This is a genomic window from Candidatus Andeanibacterium sp. (genome assembly GCF_057143545.1).
This window is the reverse complement of record NZ_DBNHSF010000021.1, coordinates 31,505-48,034: the sequence shown is the minus strand read 5'-3', so window position 1 is coordinate 48,034 and position 16,530 is coordinate 31,505. Positions and strand designations below refer to the sequence as shown.

The following is a 16,530-nucleotide window of genomic DNA, read 5'->3' as shown; positions in this document are numbered from 1 at the left end:
GCGCGCTCCTCATCGCGTGAACCCAAAAGCTTAATCGGCTCGCCGAGCCGCGTCGAGACTCGATTAAGAAAAGATTCGCTGGGTAACCTCCCGGTAGACCCGCGGGCCGAGATCGAGGCGGAAGGGTTGGAGGCGTGCGCCGGGGCGCGTCGAGCGCTGGCCGACAAGCGCCGTCTGGACGATCGTACCGGCCTCCCCCGCATTGGCGCGCAGCCGGGCGAGCGGCACGAACAGCGCGGCATCGCCCTTGCGGATCGGCCTGATCCGCGTGAAGGGGAGGCGGAACTCTCCCGAGACCTGGACGCTTTCCCGCGCTGGCAGGCGATCGATTACGTGGCGCTGCTCCAGTTCAACGGTCTCGGTGGCAATCTGGTCCGCTTCGGAGATCGAGGAATGGGCCGAGATCATGTCACCCGATATCACCACATCGCGCAGCGATGTCTTGGCGCTGTTGGTGATGGTGAGGCGGTATGACAGGGTCGCTGCGGTCAGCGAAATGCTGAGATAGCGCGCCTCGATCCCGATGCTGAGCGGGCCTTCCGGGGTGTTGGCAATCGTGGCCGGGGTCGGGCTGGGCCTTGGTGGCGGTTGCGGAGCTTGCTCGGCGGCCTGGGGAGCCTCGCTCGGCCTTACCTGCGGCTTGACCACCTGCGGCACGACGATTTCGGGTACCTGCTTGCGGCGCTGCCGGACATGGACGGCGATCGCGACCAGCGCGATCAGGACAAGCAACAACGGTACCGACAGCCACCACCAGGAAAGCGAGCGAACCCGTCCGGATGGTTCGTTCGATTGGACAGGATCGGCCTCGACCGGCACTGCGGCGGCAGGAGGCACGGATTGGATCTCGACCGGCTCAACCTCGGTTTCGACCGGGAGCTGTTCCGCTTCCGGCTGGGCCGGGGCAGGCGTGGGCGTCACCCCGGCGCGGGCAGGTGAGGCGGCGGCGGGTGTCGGCGTCGGTGTGACGGGGGCCGGGGGCGCCGTGTTTGCCGGGGGTTCGGAAGTGGGCGGAGGGGGGGTCGTGCGTGTCGGGGCCGGAGCCGGGCTTGGCGTTGGCGAAGGCGGCGGCGCCGTGACCCGGGGCGCAGGTGTCTCCCCTTCGATCACCGGTCCCTGCGCCTGCGGGGTCTGGTCGGGCGAAGGCGGCAGCTGGAAATCCGTGATCGCGGCACGAAGCGGCGCGGCAAGCGCCAGCGCGGTGGCGCAACCCGCCAGCAAGGCGAGCCGGATCGTACTCCTCGACGGCTTTGGTTGAGCCCTTGTCATGTTCCCCGCTGTCGCGCGCGTCCCGCGATCGTGCTGGAAGCGCAGGGCGCGCTGAATAGCGGCTGAATTCGCCGCGTCAAACGGCTGACTTGTGTGAAGGGGCTGATCGCGGCATCACCTGCCGCATGTCCAACGAAGACTCTCCGCCCGACCCGCTCCATCTGGGCAGGTCCAGCGCCTTGCCGGCTTCGCCCGATGAGGCCGTGCTCGACTATGTGCCCAATCCGCGCGCGGGCGAGCTCTACCTCGTGCGGTTTGCCGCGCCCGAATTCACTTCGCTGTGCCCCGTGACCGGCCAGCCCGACTTCGCGCATCTCGTGATCGATTACGCGCCGGGCGATTCCATTGTCGAATCGAAGAGCCTGAAACTGTTCCTCGGCAGCTTCCGCAACCATGCCGGATTCCACGAGGATGTGACCGTCGGGATCGGCCAGCGGCTCAAGCAGGAGATGCGGCCGCGCTGGCTCCGCATCGGCGGCTATTGGTATCCGCGCGGCGGCATGCCGATCGACGTCTTCTGGCAAAGCGGGCCGCCGCCCGAAGGATTGTGGCTGCCCGACCAGGGAGTAGCGCCTTATCGCGGGCGGGGTTAGGCAAGTTCTGCATGGGCGAAAGGCAATGCCCGACATCGGAGAGGATGGATTGATCAATTTAACGAAAGCCGGCGGCATGGCCGCCCTACTCGTGGGGACCGCGCTGTCGTTGCAGGCTGCTGCGCCCGCAGCGTCCCAACCTGCCGCTAACCCGGCAGCGCAGTGCGAGGCCATGGCCAGGGCAGCGTTCGGCGAAGACGTTCGAATTGTTTCCGCCACGCACAACCCGGCGAGCGCGCAGCAGGAATCGCCGGGACCGTTCGGACCGACTGTACGCCCCGCGCTTCCATCCCATTGCAGGGTCGAGGGGATCGTCAACGAGCGCATCGGCGCGGGCGGCTCGACCTACGGCATCAGGTTCGCGATCGCCCTGCCGGATGAATGGAGCGGGCGTTTCCTGTTGCAGGGCGGCGGCGGGCTCAACGGCTCGGTGGGTGAGCCGACCGGCCCGGTCGCTTCCGACGGGATTCCGGCGCTTGCGCGCGGCTTCGCGGTGATCAGTCACGATAGCGGGCACCAGGGCGCGGTGTTCGATCCCTCGTTCATGGCCGACCAGCGCGCCGCGCTCGATTTCGCCGAGGCCTCGGTGCGGACGATTGCCCTCCTGGGCAAGGAGATCACCGAGTCCTATTACTCCGCCGAAATCGGCCACAGCTACATGACCGGCTGTTCGACCGGTGGGCGCGAGGGAATGCTCGCCTCGCAGCGCTATCCGGAGCTGTTTGACGGCATCGTCGTCGGTGCCCCGGCGATGCGGGCGGGGGATTCGAACCTCGCAATCGAATACACGCAAGTGCTGATCAACCGGGCCGCGCCGAAGAATGCCGATGGCCTGCCCGATCTCGCTGCGCTGCTGACCCCGGCGGTGCGCCGGACGATCCTCGACGGCATGCTCGCGCAATGTGATGGCAATGACGGACTGATGGACGGGATGATCGAGAATGTCTCGGCTTGCCGGAACTTCGAACCCAGGCAGATGGTCTGCAGGCCGGGCGAGAGCGAGAGCTGCATCAGTGCCGGGCTGGCCGATGCGCTCGAACAGGGCTTTGCCGGGCCATATGACGCGGCCGGCTATCCAATCTACGTGCCCAACGCGTTCGACACGGGAATTGTCGAGTTGCGCGGCGGCTATTTGCCCACCGGGGCGCCGGGGCCGCTCGGCCCGGCCAGCACGGCGACCGAAATCGACCTCGACGCACGGATTCATGCGCTGCGCTGGGACGCGGCCAACCGCCTGACCGACACGCCCTATTGGACCAATCTCAACACCTTCCTCGACCGGGGCGGGAAGATGATCTTCTATCACGGCGTGTCGGACTTCTGGTTCTCGCCCTTCGCAACCTGGGATTACTACGAGCGCGCCGCCGAAACCAATGGCGAGGCCTTCACCGATGCCAGCCGCTTCTACATGGTTCCCGGCATGATGCATTGCGGCGGCGGCAATGCTTTCGACCAGTTCGACCTGCTCGGGAAGATTGTCGACTGGGTCGAAAAGGATGAGGCTCCAAGCTCGGTCGTTGCCCACAGGAGCGGCAATCCGGACGAGACTCGGCCATTATGCCCGTATCCGTCCTATGCGCATTATGACGGCGGCGATGCCAGCAAGGCCGCCAGCTTCAGCTGCCGGTTTCCCGATCGCAATGACTAGGACGGGTTGGCGCAGGTAAAACTGGCTTCGTCGGATTCGTCGCCTTCGCCGCTATAGGCCGGGTAGAGCGGATAGGGGCACAGCGGCCGAGTGATCGGTTCCCGTGAGGGCCCAGCCGGGGCTCCCGGGGGTCCGCCAGCGGGGCCACCTGGACGCCTTGCGACCAGCCGGTTGGGAGCCTGGCCGGTCGCATCCCATTCGTCGATGATCGCCAGTGTGTCGAATTGGCTGGCGCCGGCCCCGCCGGCGCAATGGTCCATACCGGGAACCATGAACAGGCGCAGCTGGTTCTGCGCCTGTTCGAGCGGAATCGCGTAATAGAGCCCGCTATAGAACTTCAGCGCGTTGGTCGCGGGGATCAGCCCGTCGGTCCAGCCATGGCTCATCAGCAGCTTCCCGCCGCGCGCAAAAAATGCGTTGAGCCCGGTATAGGGTACGTCGAGCGCGTCGCTACCGAATTCGCGCGCCAGGTAAACCTCGCGCGGGAAATCCATCCTTGTCCAGTCCCAATCTTCGTCCCCGCCATGCACGAGCAAGTCGAAATAAGTGAAGGCGACGGGGAAGGGCTCATTGCCGCTGATGATGAAGGACAGCTGCACTTCGCTGCCGATCGGCCAGCCCGGGAGCAGCTGCGCCCCGCTTTGGGGATCGACGATCCCGCGATAGATGTTTTCGATCGTCGCCAGCTGGCCTGGCGTGAGGCAGTTGCCGGACTCGCCCTGCTTGCAGCTAAGCGTTCGCGGTTCGAAGGCACAGGCGTCGGGGCGCGAAATGACCCCGTCGACCAGCCCGTCATCGTCGTCGCATTCCCTGAGCGCGGCCTGGTGGATCGCTTGCAGCAACTGCGGAGTGAGCGTGTTTTCGGGCGTCCGTGGGGGGTAGAACCCGGCAAACATCGACTGGGTCATGAGATCGGTCATCGGATTGGCCGGAGCCATCGCCGAAATCACGTCGTAATCCTCGGGATAGCGATAGGCCGACATCAGGCCCTGGCGTCCGCCGGTGGAGCAGGAATTCCACAGCGAGACGGTCGGTCCCGACCCGTAATAGGCCTCGATCGCGGTCTTGGCGGTGACGGTCATCTCGTGGACCGCACGATGGCCGAAATCGATGAGCTTTTCCGGATGGCCCGCGGCGAACTGGCCCGACATGCCGCCGGTGTCGTGGCCGGCATTGGTGGTTGCGGTGGCATATCCGCGCGAAAGCGGCTCGACCAGTTGCGAGATGCTCAGCACACCGGCCCATACGCCGTTGCCGATGCCGACGAATTTCCCGTTCCAGTTTTCGGCCGGCATCCAGATCTCGACCCGGATTTCGGAATCGGAGGTCGGGGTCAGTGTCGCCTCGATCCGGCAGAAGGCGGGCAGTGCGGCATAGGGCGATCCTGCGACGCCCGGAGGCGCGCCGAACGGGGAAGCGGGCGGCTGGTATTCTCCCGCCTCTATCAACGATGCGGATGTAACCCGGCCCTCTCCGATGTCGAGATCGGCAAGATCGCCGCATTCGGCGGCTGTGGCGGGCGTGGCAAGGCAGGCCAGCGCCGCCAGCGAAGCTGCCCCAAGTGCAGCGCGCTTCGCGCTTGAATTCCATAACCTTGCCATGATCGCGATCCTCCCTCCCAAGCTTTCGGTCGGGGGATCATAGCCGCTAACGCGCCGCATGCCAGTGCCGAGGTCGGGAAAAATGGTGCCGGCTAGAGGAATCGAACCCCTGACCTGATGATTACAAATCAACTGCTCTACCAACTGAGCTAAGCCGGCCCATGCCCTCGAGCCGCAAGGTGCCGGGGCGAAACGGAACGCGCGCCCTTTGCTCCAAACTGCCCGCGAGGTCCAGCCTGTTGCACGCAATCGAACGATCCCGAGCGGCGGCCAGCGGATTGGCCCTTGCCAAGCGGGAGAACTGACCCAATCTTGCGTCGGGACGAGGGAGGCGGTGAGTGGACGTCGCGACACAACAGCAATTGCTCTACGAGAAGAAGCGCAAGTCAAAGGGCGTTGCCTATCTCCTGTGGCTCTTTTTCGGATTCTTCGGGGCCCACCGCATCTATCTGGAACGCACCGGATCCGGTATCGCGCAATTGATCCTCACGCTAACGGGGATAGGCCTGCTCGTGACGCTTCCCTGGTGGATTGCCGATGCCTTCCTCATTCCCGGCATGGCCGGTCGGAAGAACGCAGAGATCGCGGACGAGCTTCGCCTGGGCATATTCGGCGATCCCGTGCCGGCGCGGCGGATCGAACATGCTCCGCCTCGCTCGCTCGATCCCAGGGTCGAGGAAATCCGTGAGCTGGGCCGAAGCCGATTTCGCAAGTTGAGAGACAGGTTTTAGGCGCCGAAGGTCCAGCCTTCGGTCCGGGCGATATCCGGCGACATTCCGGGCGGCATCCAGCGCGAGAGCTCGCCGGCAATCGCCCTGAGCCAGGCCGCGGTGACCAGCGCATCCGAAGAATGATCGTCGATCCGGCCGCTTCCGCGCACCGGCGGCGATCCCAGCTCGCGCAGCGCCAGGTTCAGGTCCTCGACCGTCCGTAGCTTGCTAGCGCCCTTGCGCACCTTGGCGCCGCGCGCCGCCAGCGAGGTGTACATCTCGACCAGCACCGAGCCGCCTTCGGGCAAGGGATCCACCGGCCAGACCGGGAGCCTGCCGCCGAGCCGGTTGAGCAGGCGCATGCCGGTCAGGCTCGATTTGCCGACCTGCGCCGCGCCGACAAGGTTGAAATTGCTGACCGGCCGCACGCCCATTGTGCGCTGGGCCTCTTCGGCGCGGCGAAAGCGGCCTTCGCGGGTCGCGGCACCGGGCAGGTGGAAGCGATCGCCAATGCGCTCGTTCGAATGGCGGAAATAGCGCGAGGCTTCGGGATGGGCGACGAAGCTGGCGGCTTCGAGATGGGGATCGCCCGCGCAGATATCGTCGATCAGCGCCCAGAGCGACCTGGCATCGCGCGGGCTCTCGCTCCAGCCGGGAAAGTACGCTCCGGTATCGGCGAAGGGCAGCGAAATGCCCATATCCATCCCGACCAGCGTGTCGTCGGGCAGGTCGAGCAGGATCGAGAGGACTTCTTCGCGGCTCCAGGGTTTCTCCCGTTCGACCAGCACCGGCGGCCCGCCGCCCGCATCGGCGATGGCGAGCGCGATGCCTTTCTGCCGCTCGCCCTTCGCGCCCGACCAGTCGATCGCGAGGAAGTGGCGGAAGCGGTGGGTCAAGAGCCGAGTCCCCGCGCAGGCGGGGACCTCCATCGGCTTTTCGCTACACTGGCCTGAGGCTCCCGCCTTCGCGGGAGCTCAGGAGGAGCTACGAAGTGGCGGAACCTAGCCATCGCGCCGCTGGGCGCGGAGCTTGTTCCAGTATTCGATCCGCTCGATCACCTGGCGCTCGAAGCCGCGTTCGACCGGCCGGTAATAGGTCTGCGGCTCCATCCCTTCGGGCCAGTAATTGTCGCCCGAAAAGCCGCCCTCGGCATCGTGGTCGTAGGTATAGCCTTCGCCATAGCCGACCTCCTTCATCAGCTTGGTCGGCGCGTTGACGATGTTCATCGGGGGCATCAGGCTGCCGGTTTCCCGCGCGCTCTTCCACGCGGCCTTCTGCGCGGCATAGGCGGCGTTCGATTTGGGCGCCGTGGCGCAATAGAGGCAGGCTTGGACGATCGCCAGCTCGCCCTCGGGGCTGCCGAGGAAATCGTAGCTCTCCTTGGCGGCAAGGCACTGGACGAGCGCCTGCGGATCGGCGAGGCCGATATCTTCCGAGGCGAAGCGGACCAGCCGCCGCAAGACGTAAAGCGGTTCCTCGCCCGCGGTGAGCATCCGGGCGAGGTAATAGAGCGCGGCTTGCGGGTCCGATCCGCGCAGGCTCTTGTGGAGCGCGGAGATGAGGTTGTAATGGCCCTCGCGGTCCTTGTCGTAGACCGCCACTCGCCGCTGGAGGAAGGCGCCGAGTGCCGCCGGGTCTAGTGGATTGAGGATCTTCGCGGAGTAAAGCGTCTCGGCCTGGTTCAGGAGGAAGCGCCCGTCGCCGTCGGCCGAGGCGATGAGCGCCGCGCGGGCCTCGGAAGTGAGGGGCATGGGACCTTCGATTTCCTCGGCCCGGTCGAGCAATTTCGCCAGCGCCGCGGTATCGAGCCGGTGGAGGATCAGGACCTGCGCCCGGCTGAGCAGTGCGGCGTTCAATTCGAAACTCGGGTTCTCGGTAGTCGCGCCGACCAGCGTCACCGTGCCGCGCTCGACATAGGGCAGGAAGCCGTCCTGCTGCGCGCGGTTGAAGCGGTGGATCTCGTCCACGAACAGCAGCGTCCGCTGCCCGGCCTTCGCCGCCCTGTCCGCCTCGGCGAAGGCCTTTTTGAGGTCGGCAACACCCGAAAACACCGCGCTGATCGCGACGAACCGCATACCGACCGCGTCGGCCAGCAGCCGGGCGATGCTGGTCTTGCCGGTGCCGGGCGGCCCCCACAGGATCATGCTCGAGAGCTTGCCTGCCGCGACCATCCGCCCGATCGCGCCTTCTGGCCCGGTCAAATGCTCCTGCCCGACCACGTCGCCTAACTTCGCCGGCCGCAGCCGGTCGGCCAGCGGCGCATCTTCGCGCGGCGCATCGGGCGCGGATTGGGGCATCTCGTCGGCAAACAGGTCGGCCATCGGCTCTCAATAGGCGTTGGTCGAAGAAAATGCATCGGCCCTTGTGGTTCGATATAAAAGATATATCTTAGAGCTATCGAAAACACATCGTAAGGAACAATCACATGGGAAGGCACGGATTTCATCATCATGGAAGGGGCTTCCCCTTCATCCAGGGATTTCCGTTCAACGCGGGCTCTAGCGGTTCTGACGATTGGGGAGAGGATTTTCCGTTCGGCGGAGATTTCCCGTTCGGCGGACAACGCCACCGCAAGCACGGCAGGGACGGGCGCAAGCGGATGTTCGGCGGGGGCGAGCTGCGGCTGGTGCTCCTGAAGCTGATCGCCGACGAACCACGCCACGGTTACGAGCTGATCAAGTCGATCGAGGAAATGACCGGCGGCGCCTATTCGCCAAGCCCCGGAATCGTCTATCCGACATTGTCGCTGCTCGAAGACGAAGGCGCGATCGTTGAAAGCATCGGCGAAGCGAGCAAGGACAAGAAGGGCGGCAAGGCCAGCGAGGGCCCGCGCAAGGCCTTCGCCGCGACCGATGCCGGCCATGCCGAACTCGAGGAACGCGCCGAGGAAGTCGAGCGGCTGATGGCGCGGCTCACGGGAGTCGGCGCAAAACGTGATCGCGAGCGCTCGCCCGAGCTCGGCCGGGCCTTCGCCAATTTCGGCCGCGCGGTCGCCAATCGCTTCCGCCAGGGCAAGTTCGACCGCGAAACGCTGGAGGAAATCGTCGATATCATCGACGAGGCCGCCAAGCGGGTCGAGCGCCTCTGAATGCGGTGACGATCCAGTTTGCCTCGCAGGCCCTGAGTGGTATCTTCTCCGCTCCACCCGGTGTGGAGGGGAGAGGATCCATGAACATCGATCAGACCGCCAAGGCGCCCTGGCACCTGTGGGCCGTGGGCGTGGTCAGCCTGCTGTGGAACTGCGTCGGCGCAATGGACTACATCCTGACCAAGATCCAGCACCCCGACTACATCGCCGCACTGACCGAATCGATGGGAGTCGATACACAGACCGCCATCGCCTATTTCACCGGTTTCCCGCTGTGGATGAACCTTTCCTGGGCGATCGCGGTGTGGACTGCGGTGGCGGGCTCGGTCTTGCTGCTGCTGCGCAACCGCTATGCATTCCACGCCTTCGTCCTGTCGTTGATCGGACTCGTGCTGGCAAGCTACTACCAGCTCTACGCCAATCCAGTTCCGGGAATGACCGACAGCGCCATTCCACTGGCGTTCACCGCCGCAATCCTGGTCATTACACTGGCGTTGATCTGGTATGCGCGGGCGATGGTCGCGAAGGGCGTGCTGCGCTGACCTGCCGTCTATCTTCCGGCTGCTTCACGACGAACGGTGGTAAGCCATCGCCGCCTTGGCGCGGATCAGCCTGAGATAGGTCTCGGCCACGCCGAGGTTGATCCGCTCCCAATCATAGGGCTGCGCACGTTCGAGCGCGGCCGCGCCATGCCGCTGGGCGAGCTCGCGGTCCTCGCAATAGGCCCCCAGCGCCGCCGCGAAGCCCGCAATGTCGCCCGGTTCGACCAGCCGCCCGGTCACCCCGTCCTCGACCAGCCCGCTCGACCCGGTCGCCCGCGCCGCCACCACCGGCAGTCCGCAAGCCATCGCCTCCAGGGTGACATTGCCGAAGGTCTCGGTGATCGAGGGATTGAACAGCATGTCCATGCTGGCGACCGCCCGGCCAAGATCCTTGCCTGACTGGAACCCGGCGAACACCGCCTGGGGCGCCCGTTCGGCGAACCACTCGCGGGCCGGCCCATCGCCCACCACCAGCACCCGGTGCGGTACGCCGCGCTGCCGCATGTCGGCCAGCGTTTCGGCAAACACGTCGAGGCCTTTCTCCAGCACCAGCCGGCCCAGGAACCCGATCACCGGCAGCTCGTCTTCGAGTCCCAGCTTCCGCCGCCAGCCGAGGTCGCGCGCGCCGGGATGGAACACGTCCTTCTCGACACCGCGCGACCAGATCTCGACCGAGGGATTCATTCGCTGTTCCCGCATCACCCCGACCATGGTCGGCGACGGCACCAGCAGCGTGTCGCAGCGGGCATAGAGCCGCCTGAGCCACACCACCACCAGCGGCTCGACGAAGCCCAGTCCGTAATAGCGCGGATAGGTCTCGAACCTCGTATGGATCGTGCAGACCACCGGAATGCCGCGCCTGCGGGCCCAGGCCGCGGCCTGGCGCGCGGCGCGGTCGGGGCTAGAAATATGCAGCACATGCGGGTCGAACGCTTCGAGGTCGGCCCGCGCTTGGCGGCTGAGGCTCAGCGGCATATGGAACTCGCTGCGTCCGGGCAGCGGCACGGAAGGCAGCGAGACCAGTGGACCGGTCGGTTCGAAAGCCGGCTCGGCCACGGTCGGGGCATAGACCCTGACCTGCGCCCCGTGATCGAGCAGCGTGCCGACGAGGCGGTTCTGGGCCTTGTTCGCCCCGTCGCGGACATAATTGTAATTGCCGCTGAAAAGGGCGACGCGCAGCTCGGAAATCGAGGTCGGCGGGCTAGTCATCACGGCAGCCCCTAGCCGAAGGTCCAGGGAGGCGCCACTGCTCTCGATCGAGACCGCACCGGCCTTCAGGGGGACTGCTTGACCAGAGTCAATGTAGATTGCTTGCCAAGTGTGATAAACATTAAGTTGTGTTGGGAGACGAGACGTGACCGCACACAGCCAGATCGAGAAGGTTTCGGCCGAATTGCCAACCGTATTGCGTGAGCATGCGGAGAATCTGCCCAACCCCGACGCCCCCGATTTCGCCAGCACTTTCGATCGCTTCGGCGATGCGCGGATCGTGCTCCTGGGCGAAGCCACCCATGGCACGCATGAGTTCTATACTGCCCGCGCGCAGATCACCCGCCGCCTGATCGAAAAGCACGGCTTCAATATCGTCGCGGTCGAGGGCGACTGGCCCGATATCGCCCGGATCGACGATTATGTCCGCCATGGTACGCCGCGTCCCCGGCGCGGCGAGCCCTTCGCACGCTTTCCGACGTGGATGTGGCGCAACGAGGAAGTGCTCGCCTTCGCCGACTGGCTGCACAACCACAACGCACAGCTGCTGCCCGGCCAGCGCGCAAGCATGCGCGGGCTCGATGTCTATTCCTTGCGGGAATCGATCCATGCGGTGGTCGCCTATCTCGAGAAGCACTGCCCCGAGGAAGCCGGCGAGGCGCGCCGGCGTTACGGCTGCCTCACCCCATGGCAGGACGAGCCCCAGCGTTACGGGAGGGAAGTCGAATATGGCGGGCTCGCCAAATGCGAGGACACGATGGTCGACCAGCTCAACGAACTCCTCAGGCGGCGGATGGAGCTGATCGCACATGATGGTCCGCGCGACGGCGAGGCCTATTTCGATGCCGAGCAGAATGCCCGGATCGTGCGCGCGGCCGAGCGCTATTACCGCTCGATGTATCGCGGCGCGGCCGAAAGCTGGAACCTGCGCGACCGGCACATGTTCGACACGTTGCAGTCGCTGATGGCGCATCACAAGGATGCCCGCGCGGTGGTGTGGGCGCATAATTCCCATGTCGGCAATGCTTCGGCCACTGCGATGGGCTGGGGCGGCGAATTCAACATCGGCGAGCTGGTGCGCAATGCCTATGGCGACCAGGCGGTGTTGGTCGGCTTCGGCACGGATCGTGGAACGGTCGCCGCCGCGTCCGACTGGGGTGCCGCGATGCAGGTCAAGAATGTCAGGCCCGCGCGCGACGACAGCTGGGAAGGCGCATTTCGCCGGACCGGCCTGGCCCGGACGCTGACCGACTGGCGCGATCGCAAGCAGCGCGACCTGGTATCGGCGCTGTCCGAAGTCCTGCTCGAACGTGCAATCGGGGTCGTCTATCGCCCCGAAACCGAGCGCGCGAGCCACTATTTCGAAGCGGTCCTGGCCGACCAGTTCGATGCCTGGATCTGGTTCGAGGAAACGCGCGCGGTCACCCCGCTCGGGCATGAGCGCCCGCAAGGCGCGCCGGAAACTTGGCCATTCGGACTATGAGCGACGGTCTGCCTCCTCCCGGTTGCCACGAGGTAACGATTGGCCGGGAGCTACGCCTCAAGGCCTTTCTCGGTGTGCCGGACGCCGCCCGCGGGATCGTCATCTTTGCGCATGGCAGCGGCAGCGGGCGGCTGAGCCCGCGTAACAACTATGTCGCCCAGCGCTTGCGCGAGGCCGGCCTCGCCACGCTGCTGCTCGATCTGCTTACCCCCGCCGAGGAGCGAGACCGGCGCAATGTCTTCGATATCGAACTGCTCGCCTCCCGCCTGAGGCTGGCAGCGGATTGGGCGGCGGACTATCCCGACACAGCCGGGCACAGGCCCTGCTATTTTGGCGCCAGTACCGGCGGCGGCGCGGCGATCCGGGCTGCGGCAGGCGATGAACGGATCGCTGCGATCGTTTCGCGCGGGGGGCGGCCCGACCTTGCCGGGACGAATGCGCTGGCCACCGTCTCTGCGCCGACCCTGCTGATCGTCGGCAGCCTCGACGGAATCGTGATCGATCTCAACCGTGCGGCGGCAGAGGCCATGCAATGCGAACGGCAACTGGCAATCGTCCCCGGCGCCGGGCACCTGTTCGAGGAACCGGGCACGCTCGACCAGGTCGTTGAGCTGGCCACTAGATGGTTTCTCGAACACCTTGACGGAGCGAGGCAATGAGCGGGCGGACGGGTCGCTTCGCCGATCGCCGCGAGGCAGGCCGGGAACTCGCACAAGCAGTGGCGGCACTCGGACTCGACGATCCGGTCGTACTTGCGCTGCCGCGCGGCGGCGTACCCCTTGGCTACGAGATCGCCAGGAAGCTCGCGGCGCCGCTGGACATCCTGCTGGTGCGCAAGATCGGCGCACCCGGACACGAGGAGTACGGGATCGGTGCGCTGGTCGACGGAGCATCTCCGCAAGTGGTGATTGACGAGCAGGCTGCCCGCATGGTCGGCGCCACGCCCGCCTATATCGAGCGCGAGGTCGCCCGGCAGCTGGCCGAACTCGAGCGGCGGCGGGCACGATACCGGGTCGGACCCCCGGTCCCGCTCAAGGGCCGCACGCTGGTCGTGGTCGATGACGGGATTGCAACCGGGGGAACAGTCAAGGCCGCGCTCAAAGGTCTCGCAAAATCGGGCGCGGGCCGGATCGTGCTTGCGGTTCCGGTTGCGCCGCGATCTTCGATCGAGGAATTGCGGGCGTTCTGCGACGATGTCGTATGCCTCGCAACGCCCGATCCCTTCTACGCTGTCGGGGCGCATTACGTCGATTTTGACCAGACTTCCGACGACGAAGTGATCGAATTGCTGGCGGCGGCGCAAGACTGGCGAAGCAAGCCTGCGGATTGATCCGCGAGCCTGCCGGACCGACATCCGCCAACTTCCCGCATACCCGTTTCTGGGCGTTAGCCAGCGTGACAGGCCGAGAAGTCCGAATGGTACTAATTAGCCTATTGCCTAATTAGCTAATCTGTGACAGAAACCCTCGCATGAGTTCCGTTTTCGATGCCCTGGCGCACCCGATCCGCCGCGAAGTGCTGGAACTGCTGAAAAGCGGGGGCAAGTCGGCGGGCGAGCTGGCGAGCCATTTCGATGTCTCCAAGCCGACCATGTCGGGCCATTTCGCCAAGCTCAAGGCCGCCGGGCTGATCCGCGGCGAGAACAAGGCCGGGACGATCACCTACACGCTCAACCTGTCGACGCTCGAGGAAGCTGTGATGGGCTTCATGGGGCGGATGGGCGTGCGGGCGAAAGACCCCGGCGAGGAAGGCGAAGGAGGACATTTATGAAGGTCAGGGGTTTGTTGGTCGCGTCCTTGGTAGTGACCGCCGCGATGGTGGCGTTTGCGTTCTACACGGCGAGCCTGCTCCCCGAAGGGGCGCAATTGCCGGTTCATTTCGACGCGGCGGGCAAGCCTGATCGCTATGCCGATGCGCTTGCCGCGCTCTTGATCGCGCCCGGTGTGGTCCTGGCCGTCTCGCTGCTCATGGCGGCAACCCCGTTTATCGAGCCGCTGCAGGAAAAGCTCGAGGCTTCGGCCTCGCTGTTCAGGATCGCCTGGCTCGGGCTGCTGGCGATCATAGCCTTCGTGCAGCTATCGATCGCTGCACCGGCCCACGGCTGGGTGCTGCCGCCGATGCTGTTCTACATTGCCATCGGGCTGTTCTTCGTCGCCTTGGGAAACATGCTGCCAAAGAGCCGGCCGAGTTTCTTCGTCGGTATCCGGACCCCCTGGACCCTGACCGACACCGACAACTGGATCGCCACCCACAGGCTGGGCGGCAAGCTGATGATGCTGGCCGGGGGCGCGATGATCGCCATCCCGTTCCTTCCGCTGGACAATGGCGGCCGGGTCGCGCTGCTGATAGGCAGCTTGCTGTGCGCGGCGCTGGTGCCGGTGGTCTACAGCTGGTGGTTCTGGCGTGCGAAGAAGAAGGCCGCACGCGCGAAATAGGGCTTACGCCGCTTCGGCCCTGCGTTTCGCCTTCTTGCGCTCGTGCGGATCGAGGATTGCCTTGCGCAGCCGGATGCTCTTGGGCGTCACCTCGACCATTTCGTCGTCGTCGATATAGGCGATCGCCTGTTCGAGGCTCATGATCCGGGGCGGGGTCAGGCGGATCGCATCGTCCTTGCCGGTCGAACGGAAATTGGTCAGCTGCTTGGATTTGAGCGGATTGACCTCGAGATCCTCGGGCTTGGCGTTCTCGCCGATCACCATGCCTTCATAGACCTTGGCCTGTGGGCCAATGAACAGCTCGCCGCGCTCTTCCAGCGCGTTCAAGGCATAGGCGACTGCCTCGCCGGTGCAGTTGGAGATCAGCACCCCGTTTATCCGGCCCTCGATCGCGCCCTTGTAGGGGCCGTACTTTTCGAACAGCCGGTTCATGATTCCGGTGCCGCGCGTGTCGGACAGGAACTCGCCATGATAGCCGATCAGGCCCCGTGAAGGGGCAGAGAAGATGATCCGCGTCTTGCCGCTGCCCGAGGGGCGCATTTCGGCAAGCTCGGCCTTGCGCCGCTGCATCTTGTCGACGACCGTACCCGAATAGTCGTCGTCGACATCGATCACGACCGTTTCATAGGGTTCGAGCCGCTGTCCGCCTTCCTCGCGATAGAGCACGCGCGGGCGGCTGATGCCGAGCTCGAAGCCTTCGCGGCGCATGGTCTCGATCAGCACGCCGAGCTGGAGTTCGCCGCGCCCGGCGACTTCGAAGGAATCCTTGTCGGCGCTTTCGGTGACCCTGATCGCGACATTGGTTTCGGCCTCGCGCAGCAGCCGGTCGCGGATCATGCGGCTGGTGACCTTGTCGCCCTCGCGGCCGGCCATCGGGCTGTCGTTGACGGCAAAGCGCATCGACAGGGTCGGCGGGTCGATCGGCTGGGCGGCGATCGGGGTCCTGACCGAGGGCTCGGCGATGGTGTTCGCCACGGTCGCCTTTTCGAGCCCCGCAATCGCGATGATGTCGCCGGCCCGGGCTTCCTCGACCGGCACCCGGTCGAGGCCGTTGAAGCTCAGCAGCTTGGTCGCGCGGCCGGATTCGACGACATTTCCGTCCATGTCGATCGCATGGATCGGATCGTTGACCCTGATCGTGCCCGATTGCACCCGCCCGGTGAGCACGCGGCCCATGAAATTGTCGCGATCGAGCAGGGTCGCGAGGAAGCTGAACGGGCCGGACGTGTCCAGCCCCGGCGGCGGGACATGCTCGACGATCGTCCTGAACAGCGGCTCGAGCGTGCCTTCGCGAGCGGCGGGGTCTTCGCTCGCATAACCGTTGCGGCCCGAGGCATAGAGATGCGGGAAATCGAGCTGCTCGTCATTGGCGTCGAGGCCGAGGAACACTTCGAACACCTCGTCGAGCACTTCGGCATGGCGTTCGTCCGGACGATCGATCTTGTTGACGACGACTATCGGCCGCAGGCCGAGCGCGAGCGCCTTGCCGGTGACGAACTTGGTCTGCGGCATCGCCCCTTCGGCCGAATCGACCAGCAGGATCACCCCGTCGACCATCGACAGGATGCGCTCGACCTCGCCGCCGAAATCGGCATGGCCGGGGGTGTCGACGATATTGATCCGGTGTCCGTTCCACTCGACGCTCGTGCACTTGGCGAGGATCGTGATCCCGCGTTCCTTCTCGAGGTCGTTCGAATCCATCGCCCGCTCCTCGACCCGCTGGTTCTCCCGGAACGTGCCGGACTGGCGGAACAGCTGGTCGACCAGCGTGGTCTTGCCATGGTCGACATGGGCGATGATCGCGATATTGCGCAGGGTGTCTTGGCCGGGCATTTCTCGGGCTTTCGGTGCGTATTGTCAGGAGCCCGAATGCGCTGCTCTGGCCGGGCGCCGCGCCCCTAACCGAATTGCTGCGCTGCGGCAAGGATTAGCGGAAAATCCCTGTGTGGCTG

The 16,530-nt window shown here is 65.5% G+C and carries 17 protein-coding genes and 1 tRNA gene; 11 read left to right on the top strand and 7 right to left on the bottom strand.

The genetic code is table 11. The features are described 5' to 3' along the window. Nucleotides 1-63: 63 nt before the first annotated feature. On the bottom strand, nucleotides 64-921 hold the full coding sequence (locus AC16XC_RS01330) for a hypothetical protein (protein WP_484032829.1): 858 nt from the start codon (nucleotides 919-921) through the stop codon (nucleotides 64-66). Between AC16XC_RS01330 and AC16XC_RS01325 the strand changes: the two genes are divergently transcribed. From AC16XC_RS01325 to AC16XC_RS01315, 3 genes are all read left to right on the top strand, one after another. Next, nucleotides 911-1,258, top strand: a complete 348-nt coding sequence (locus AC16XC_RS01325; protein ID WP_484032828.1) for a hypothetical protein — start codon at nucleotides 911-913, stop codon at nucleotides 1,256-1,258. The genes AC16XC_RS01330 and AC16XC_RS01325 overlap by 11 nt on opposite strands. A gap of 136 nt (nucleotides 1,259-1,394) precedes the next feature. Then, entirely contained in the window at nucleotides 1,395-1,862 is a 468-nt protein-coding gene (gene queF, locus AC16XC_RS01320) for a preQ(1) synthase (protein WP_484032827.1), read from the top strand. Between the two features lie 76 nt (nucleotides 1,863-1,938). Further along, on the top strand, nucleotides 1,939-3,510 hold the full coding sequence (locus tag AC16XC_RS01315) for a tannase/feruloyl esterase family alpha/beta hydrolase (RefSeq protein WP_484032826.1): 1,572 nt from the start codon (nucleotides 1,939-1,941) through the stop codon (nucleotides 3,508-3,510). Here AC16XC_RS01315 and AC16XC_RS01310 read toward each other — a convergent pair. Both AC16XC_RS01310 and AC16XC_RS01305 read right to left on the bottom strand, forming a co-directional pair. After that, nucleotides 3,507-5,111 (bottom strand): tannase/feruloyl esterase family alpha/beta hydrolase, encoded by a 1,605-nt coding sequence (locus AC16XC_RS01310; protein ID WP_484032825.1) that lies wholly within the window; start codon nucleotides 5,109-5,111, stop codon nucleotides 3,507-3,509. The genes AC16XC_RS01315 and AC16XC_RS01310 overlap by 4 nt on opposite strands. 83 nt (nucleotides 5,112-5,194) lie before the next feature. Then, nucleotides 5,195-5,270: transfer RNA gene (locus tag AC16XC_RS01305), tRNA-Thr, on the bottom strand. Nucleotides 5,271-5,449: 179 nt separating this feature from the next. On the opposite strand from AC16XC_RS01305, the gene AC16XC_RS01300 reads away from it, so the two are divergent. Beyond that, entirely contained in the window at nucleotides 5,450-5,842 is a 393-nt protein-coding gene (locus AC16XC_RS01300; protein WP_484032824.1) for a TM2 domain-containing protein, read from the top strand. On the opposite strand, the gene AC16XC_RS01295 is transcribed toward AC16XC_RS01300, so the two are convergent. Next, complete coding sequence (locus AC16XC_RS01295) at nucleotides 5,839-6,717, bottom strand: hypothetical protein (protein WP_484032823.1); 879 nt, start codon at nucleotides 6,715-6,717, stop codon at nucleotides 5,839-5,841. The two genes, AC16XC_RS01300 and AC16XC_RS01295, sit on opposite strands and share 4 nt — an antisense overlap. A gap of 105 nt (nucleotides 6,718-6,822) precedes the next feature. Then, nucleotides 6,823-8,142, bottom strand: coding sequence for a replication-associated recombination protein A (locus AC16XC_RS01290; RefSeq protein WP_484032822.1), 1,320 nt, complete (start codon nucleotides 8,140-8,142; stop codon nucleotides 6,823-6,825). Nucleotides 8,143-8,246: 104 nt separating this feature from the next. Between AC16XC_RS01290 and AC16XC_RS01285 the strand changes: the two genes are divergently transcribed. Both AC16XC_RS01285 and AC16XC_RS01280 read left to right on the top strand, forming a co-directional pair. Beyond that, the gene (locus AC16XC_RS01285; RefSeq protein ID WP_484032821.1) at nucleotides 8,247-8,909 is read left to right on the top strand and encodes a PadR family transcriptional regulator; all 663 of its coding nucleotides are present in this window, start codon (nucleotides 8,247-8,249) and stop codon (nucleotides 8,907-8,909) included. A gap of 80 nt (nucleotides 8,910-8,989) precedes the next feature. Beyond that, entirely contained in the window at nucleotides 8,990-9,451 is a 462-nt protein-coding gene (locus AC16XC_RS01280; RefSeq protein ID WP_484032820.1) for a hypothetical protein, read from the top strand. A 24-nt stretch (nucleotides 9,452-9,475) separates the two neighbouring features. Here the strand turns inward: AC16XC_RS01280 and AC16XC_RS01275 are convergent, their stop codons facing one another. Then, on the bottom strand, nucleotides 9,476-10,660 hold the full coding sequence (locus AC16XC_RS01275) for a glycosyltransferase family 4 protein (RefSeq protein ID WP_484032819.1): 1,185 nt from the start codon (nucleotides 10,658-10,660) through the stop codon (nucleotides 9,476-9,478). A gap of 145 nt (nucleotides 10,661-10,805) precedes the next feature. Here AC16XC_RS01275 and AC16XC_RS01270 point away from each other — a divergent pair, with 145 nt between their 5' ends. The 5 genes from AC16XC_RS01270 (at nucleotide 10,806) to AC16XC_RS01250 (ending at nucleotide 14,578) form a co-directional block, all read left to right on the top strand. Beyond that, nucleotides 10,806-12,143: an erythromycin esterase family protein gene (locus tag AC16XC_RS01270; protein WP_484032818.1), complete on the top strand. Its 1,338-nt coding sequence runs from the start codon at nucleotides 10,806-10,808 to the stop codon at nucleotides 12,141-12,143. Continuing rightward, complete coding sequence (locus AC16XC_RS01265; RefSeq protein WP_484032817.1) at nucleotides 12,140-12,802, top strand: dienelactone hydrolase family protein; 663 nt, start codon at nucleotides 12,140-12,142, stop codon at nucleotides 12,800-12,802. The genes AC16XC_RS01270 and AC16XC_RS01265 overlap by 4 nt, the downstream gene beginning before the upstream one ends. Next, nucleotides 12,799-13,473: a phosphoribosyltransferase gene (locus AC16XC_RS01260; RefSeq protein ID WP_484032816.1), complete on the top strand. Its 675-nt coding sequence runs from the start codon at nucleotides 12,799-12,801 to the stop codon at nucleotides 13,471-13,473. Before AC16XC_RS01265 ends, AC16XC_RS01260 begins: the two co-directional genes overlap by 4 nt. Nucleotides 13,474-13,613: 140 nt before the next feature. Then, nucleotides 13,614-13,913, top strand: a complete 300-nt coding sequence (locus tag AC16XC_RS01255) for a metalloregulator ArsR/SmtB family transcription factor (protein ID WP_484032815.1) — start codon at nucleotides 13,614-13,616, stop codon at nucleotides 13,911-13,913. Beyond that, nucleotides 13,910-14,578 carry an SdpI family protein gene (locus tag AC16XC_RS01250; protein WP_484032814.1) on the top strand — a complete coding sequence of 223 codons (669 nt, stop codon included), beginning with the start codon at nucleotides 13,910-13,912 and terminating at the stop codon, nucleotides 14,576-14,578. Before AC16XC_RS01255 ends, AC16XC_RS01250 begins: the two co-directional genes overlap by 4 nt. Before the next feature lie 3 nt (nucleotides 14,579-14,581). On the opposite strand, the gene typA is transcribed toward AC16XC_RS01250, so the two are convergent. Continuing rightward, the gene (typA, locus tag AC16XC_RS01245; RefSeq protein WP_484032813.1) at nucleotides 14,582-16,411 is read right to left on the bottom strand and encodes a translational GTPase TypA; all 1,830 of its coding nucleotides are present in this window, start codon (nucleotides 16,409-16,411) and stop codon (nucleotides 14,582-14,584) included. Nucleotides 16,412-16,530: the final 119 nt, after the last annotated feature.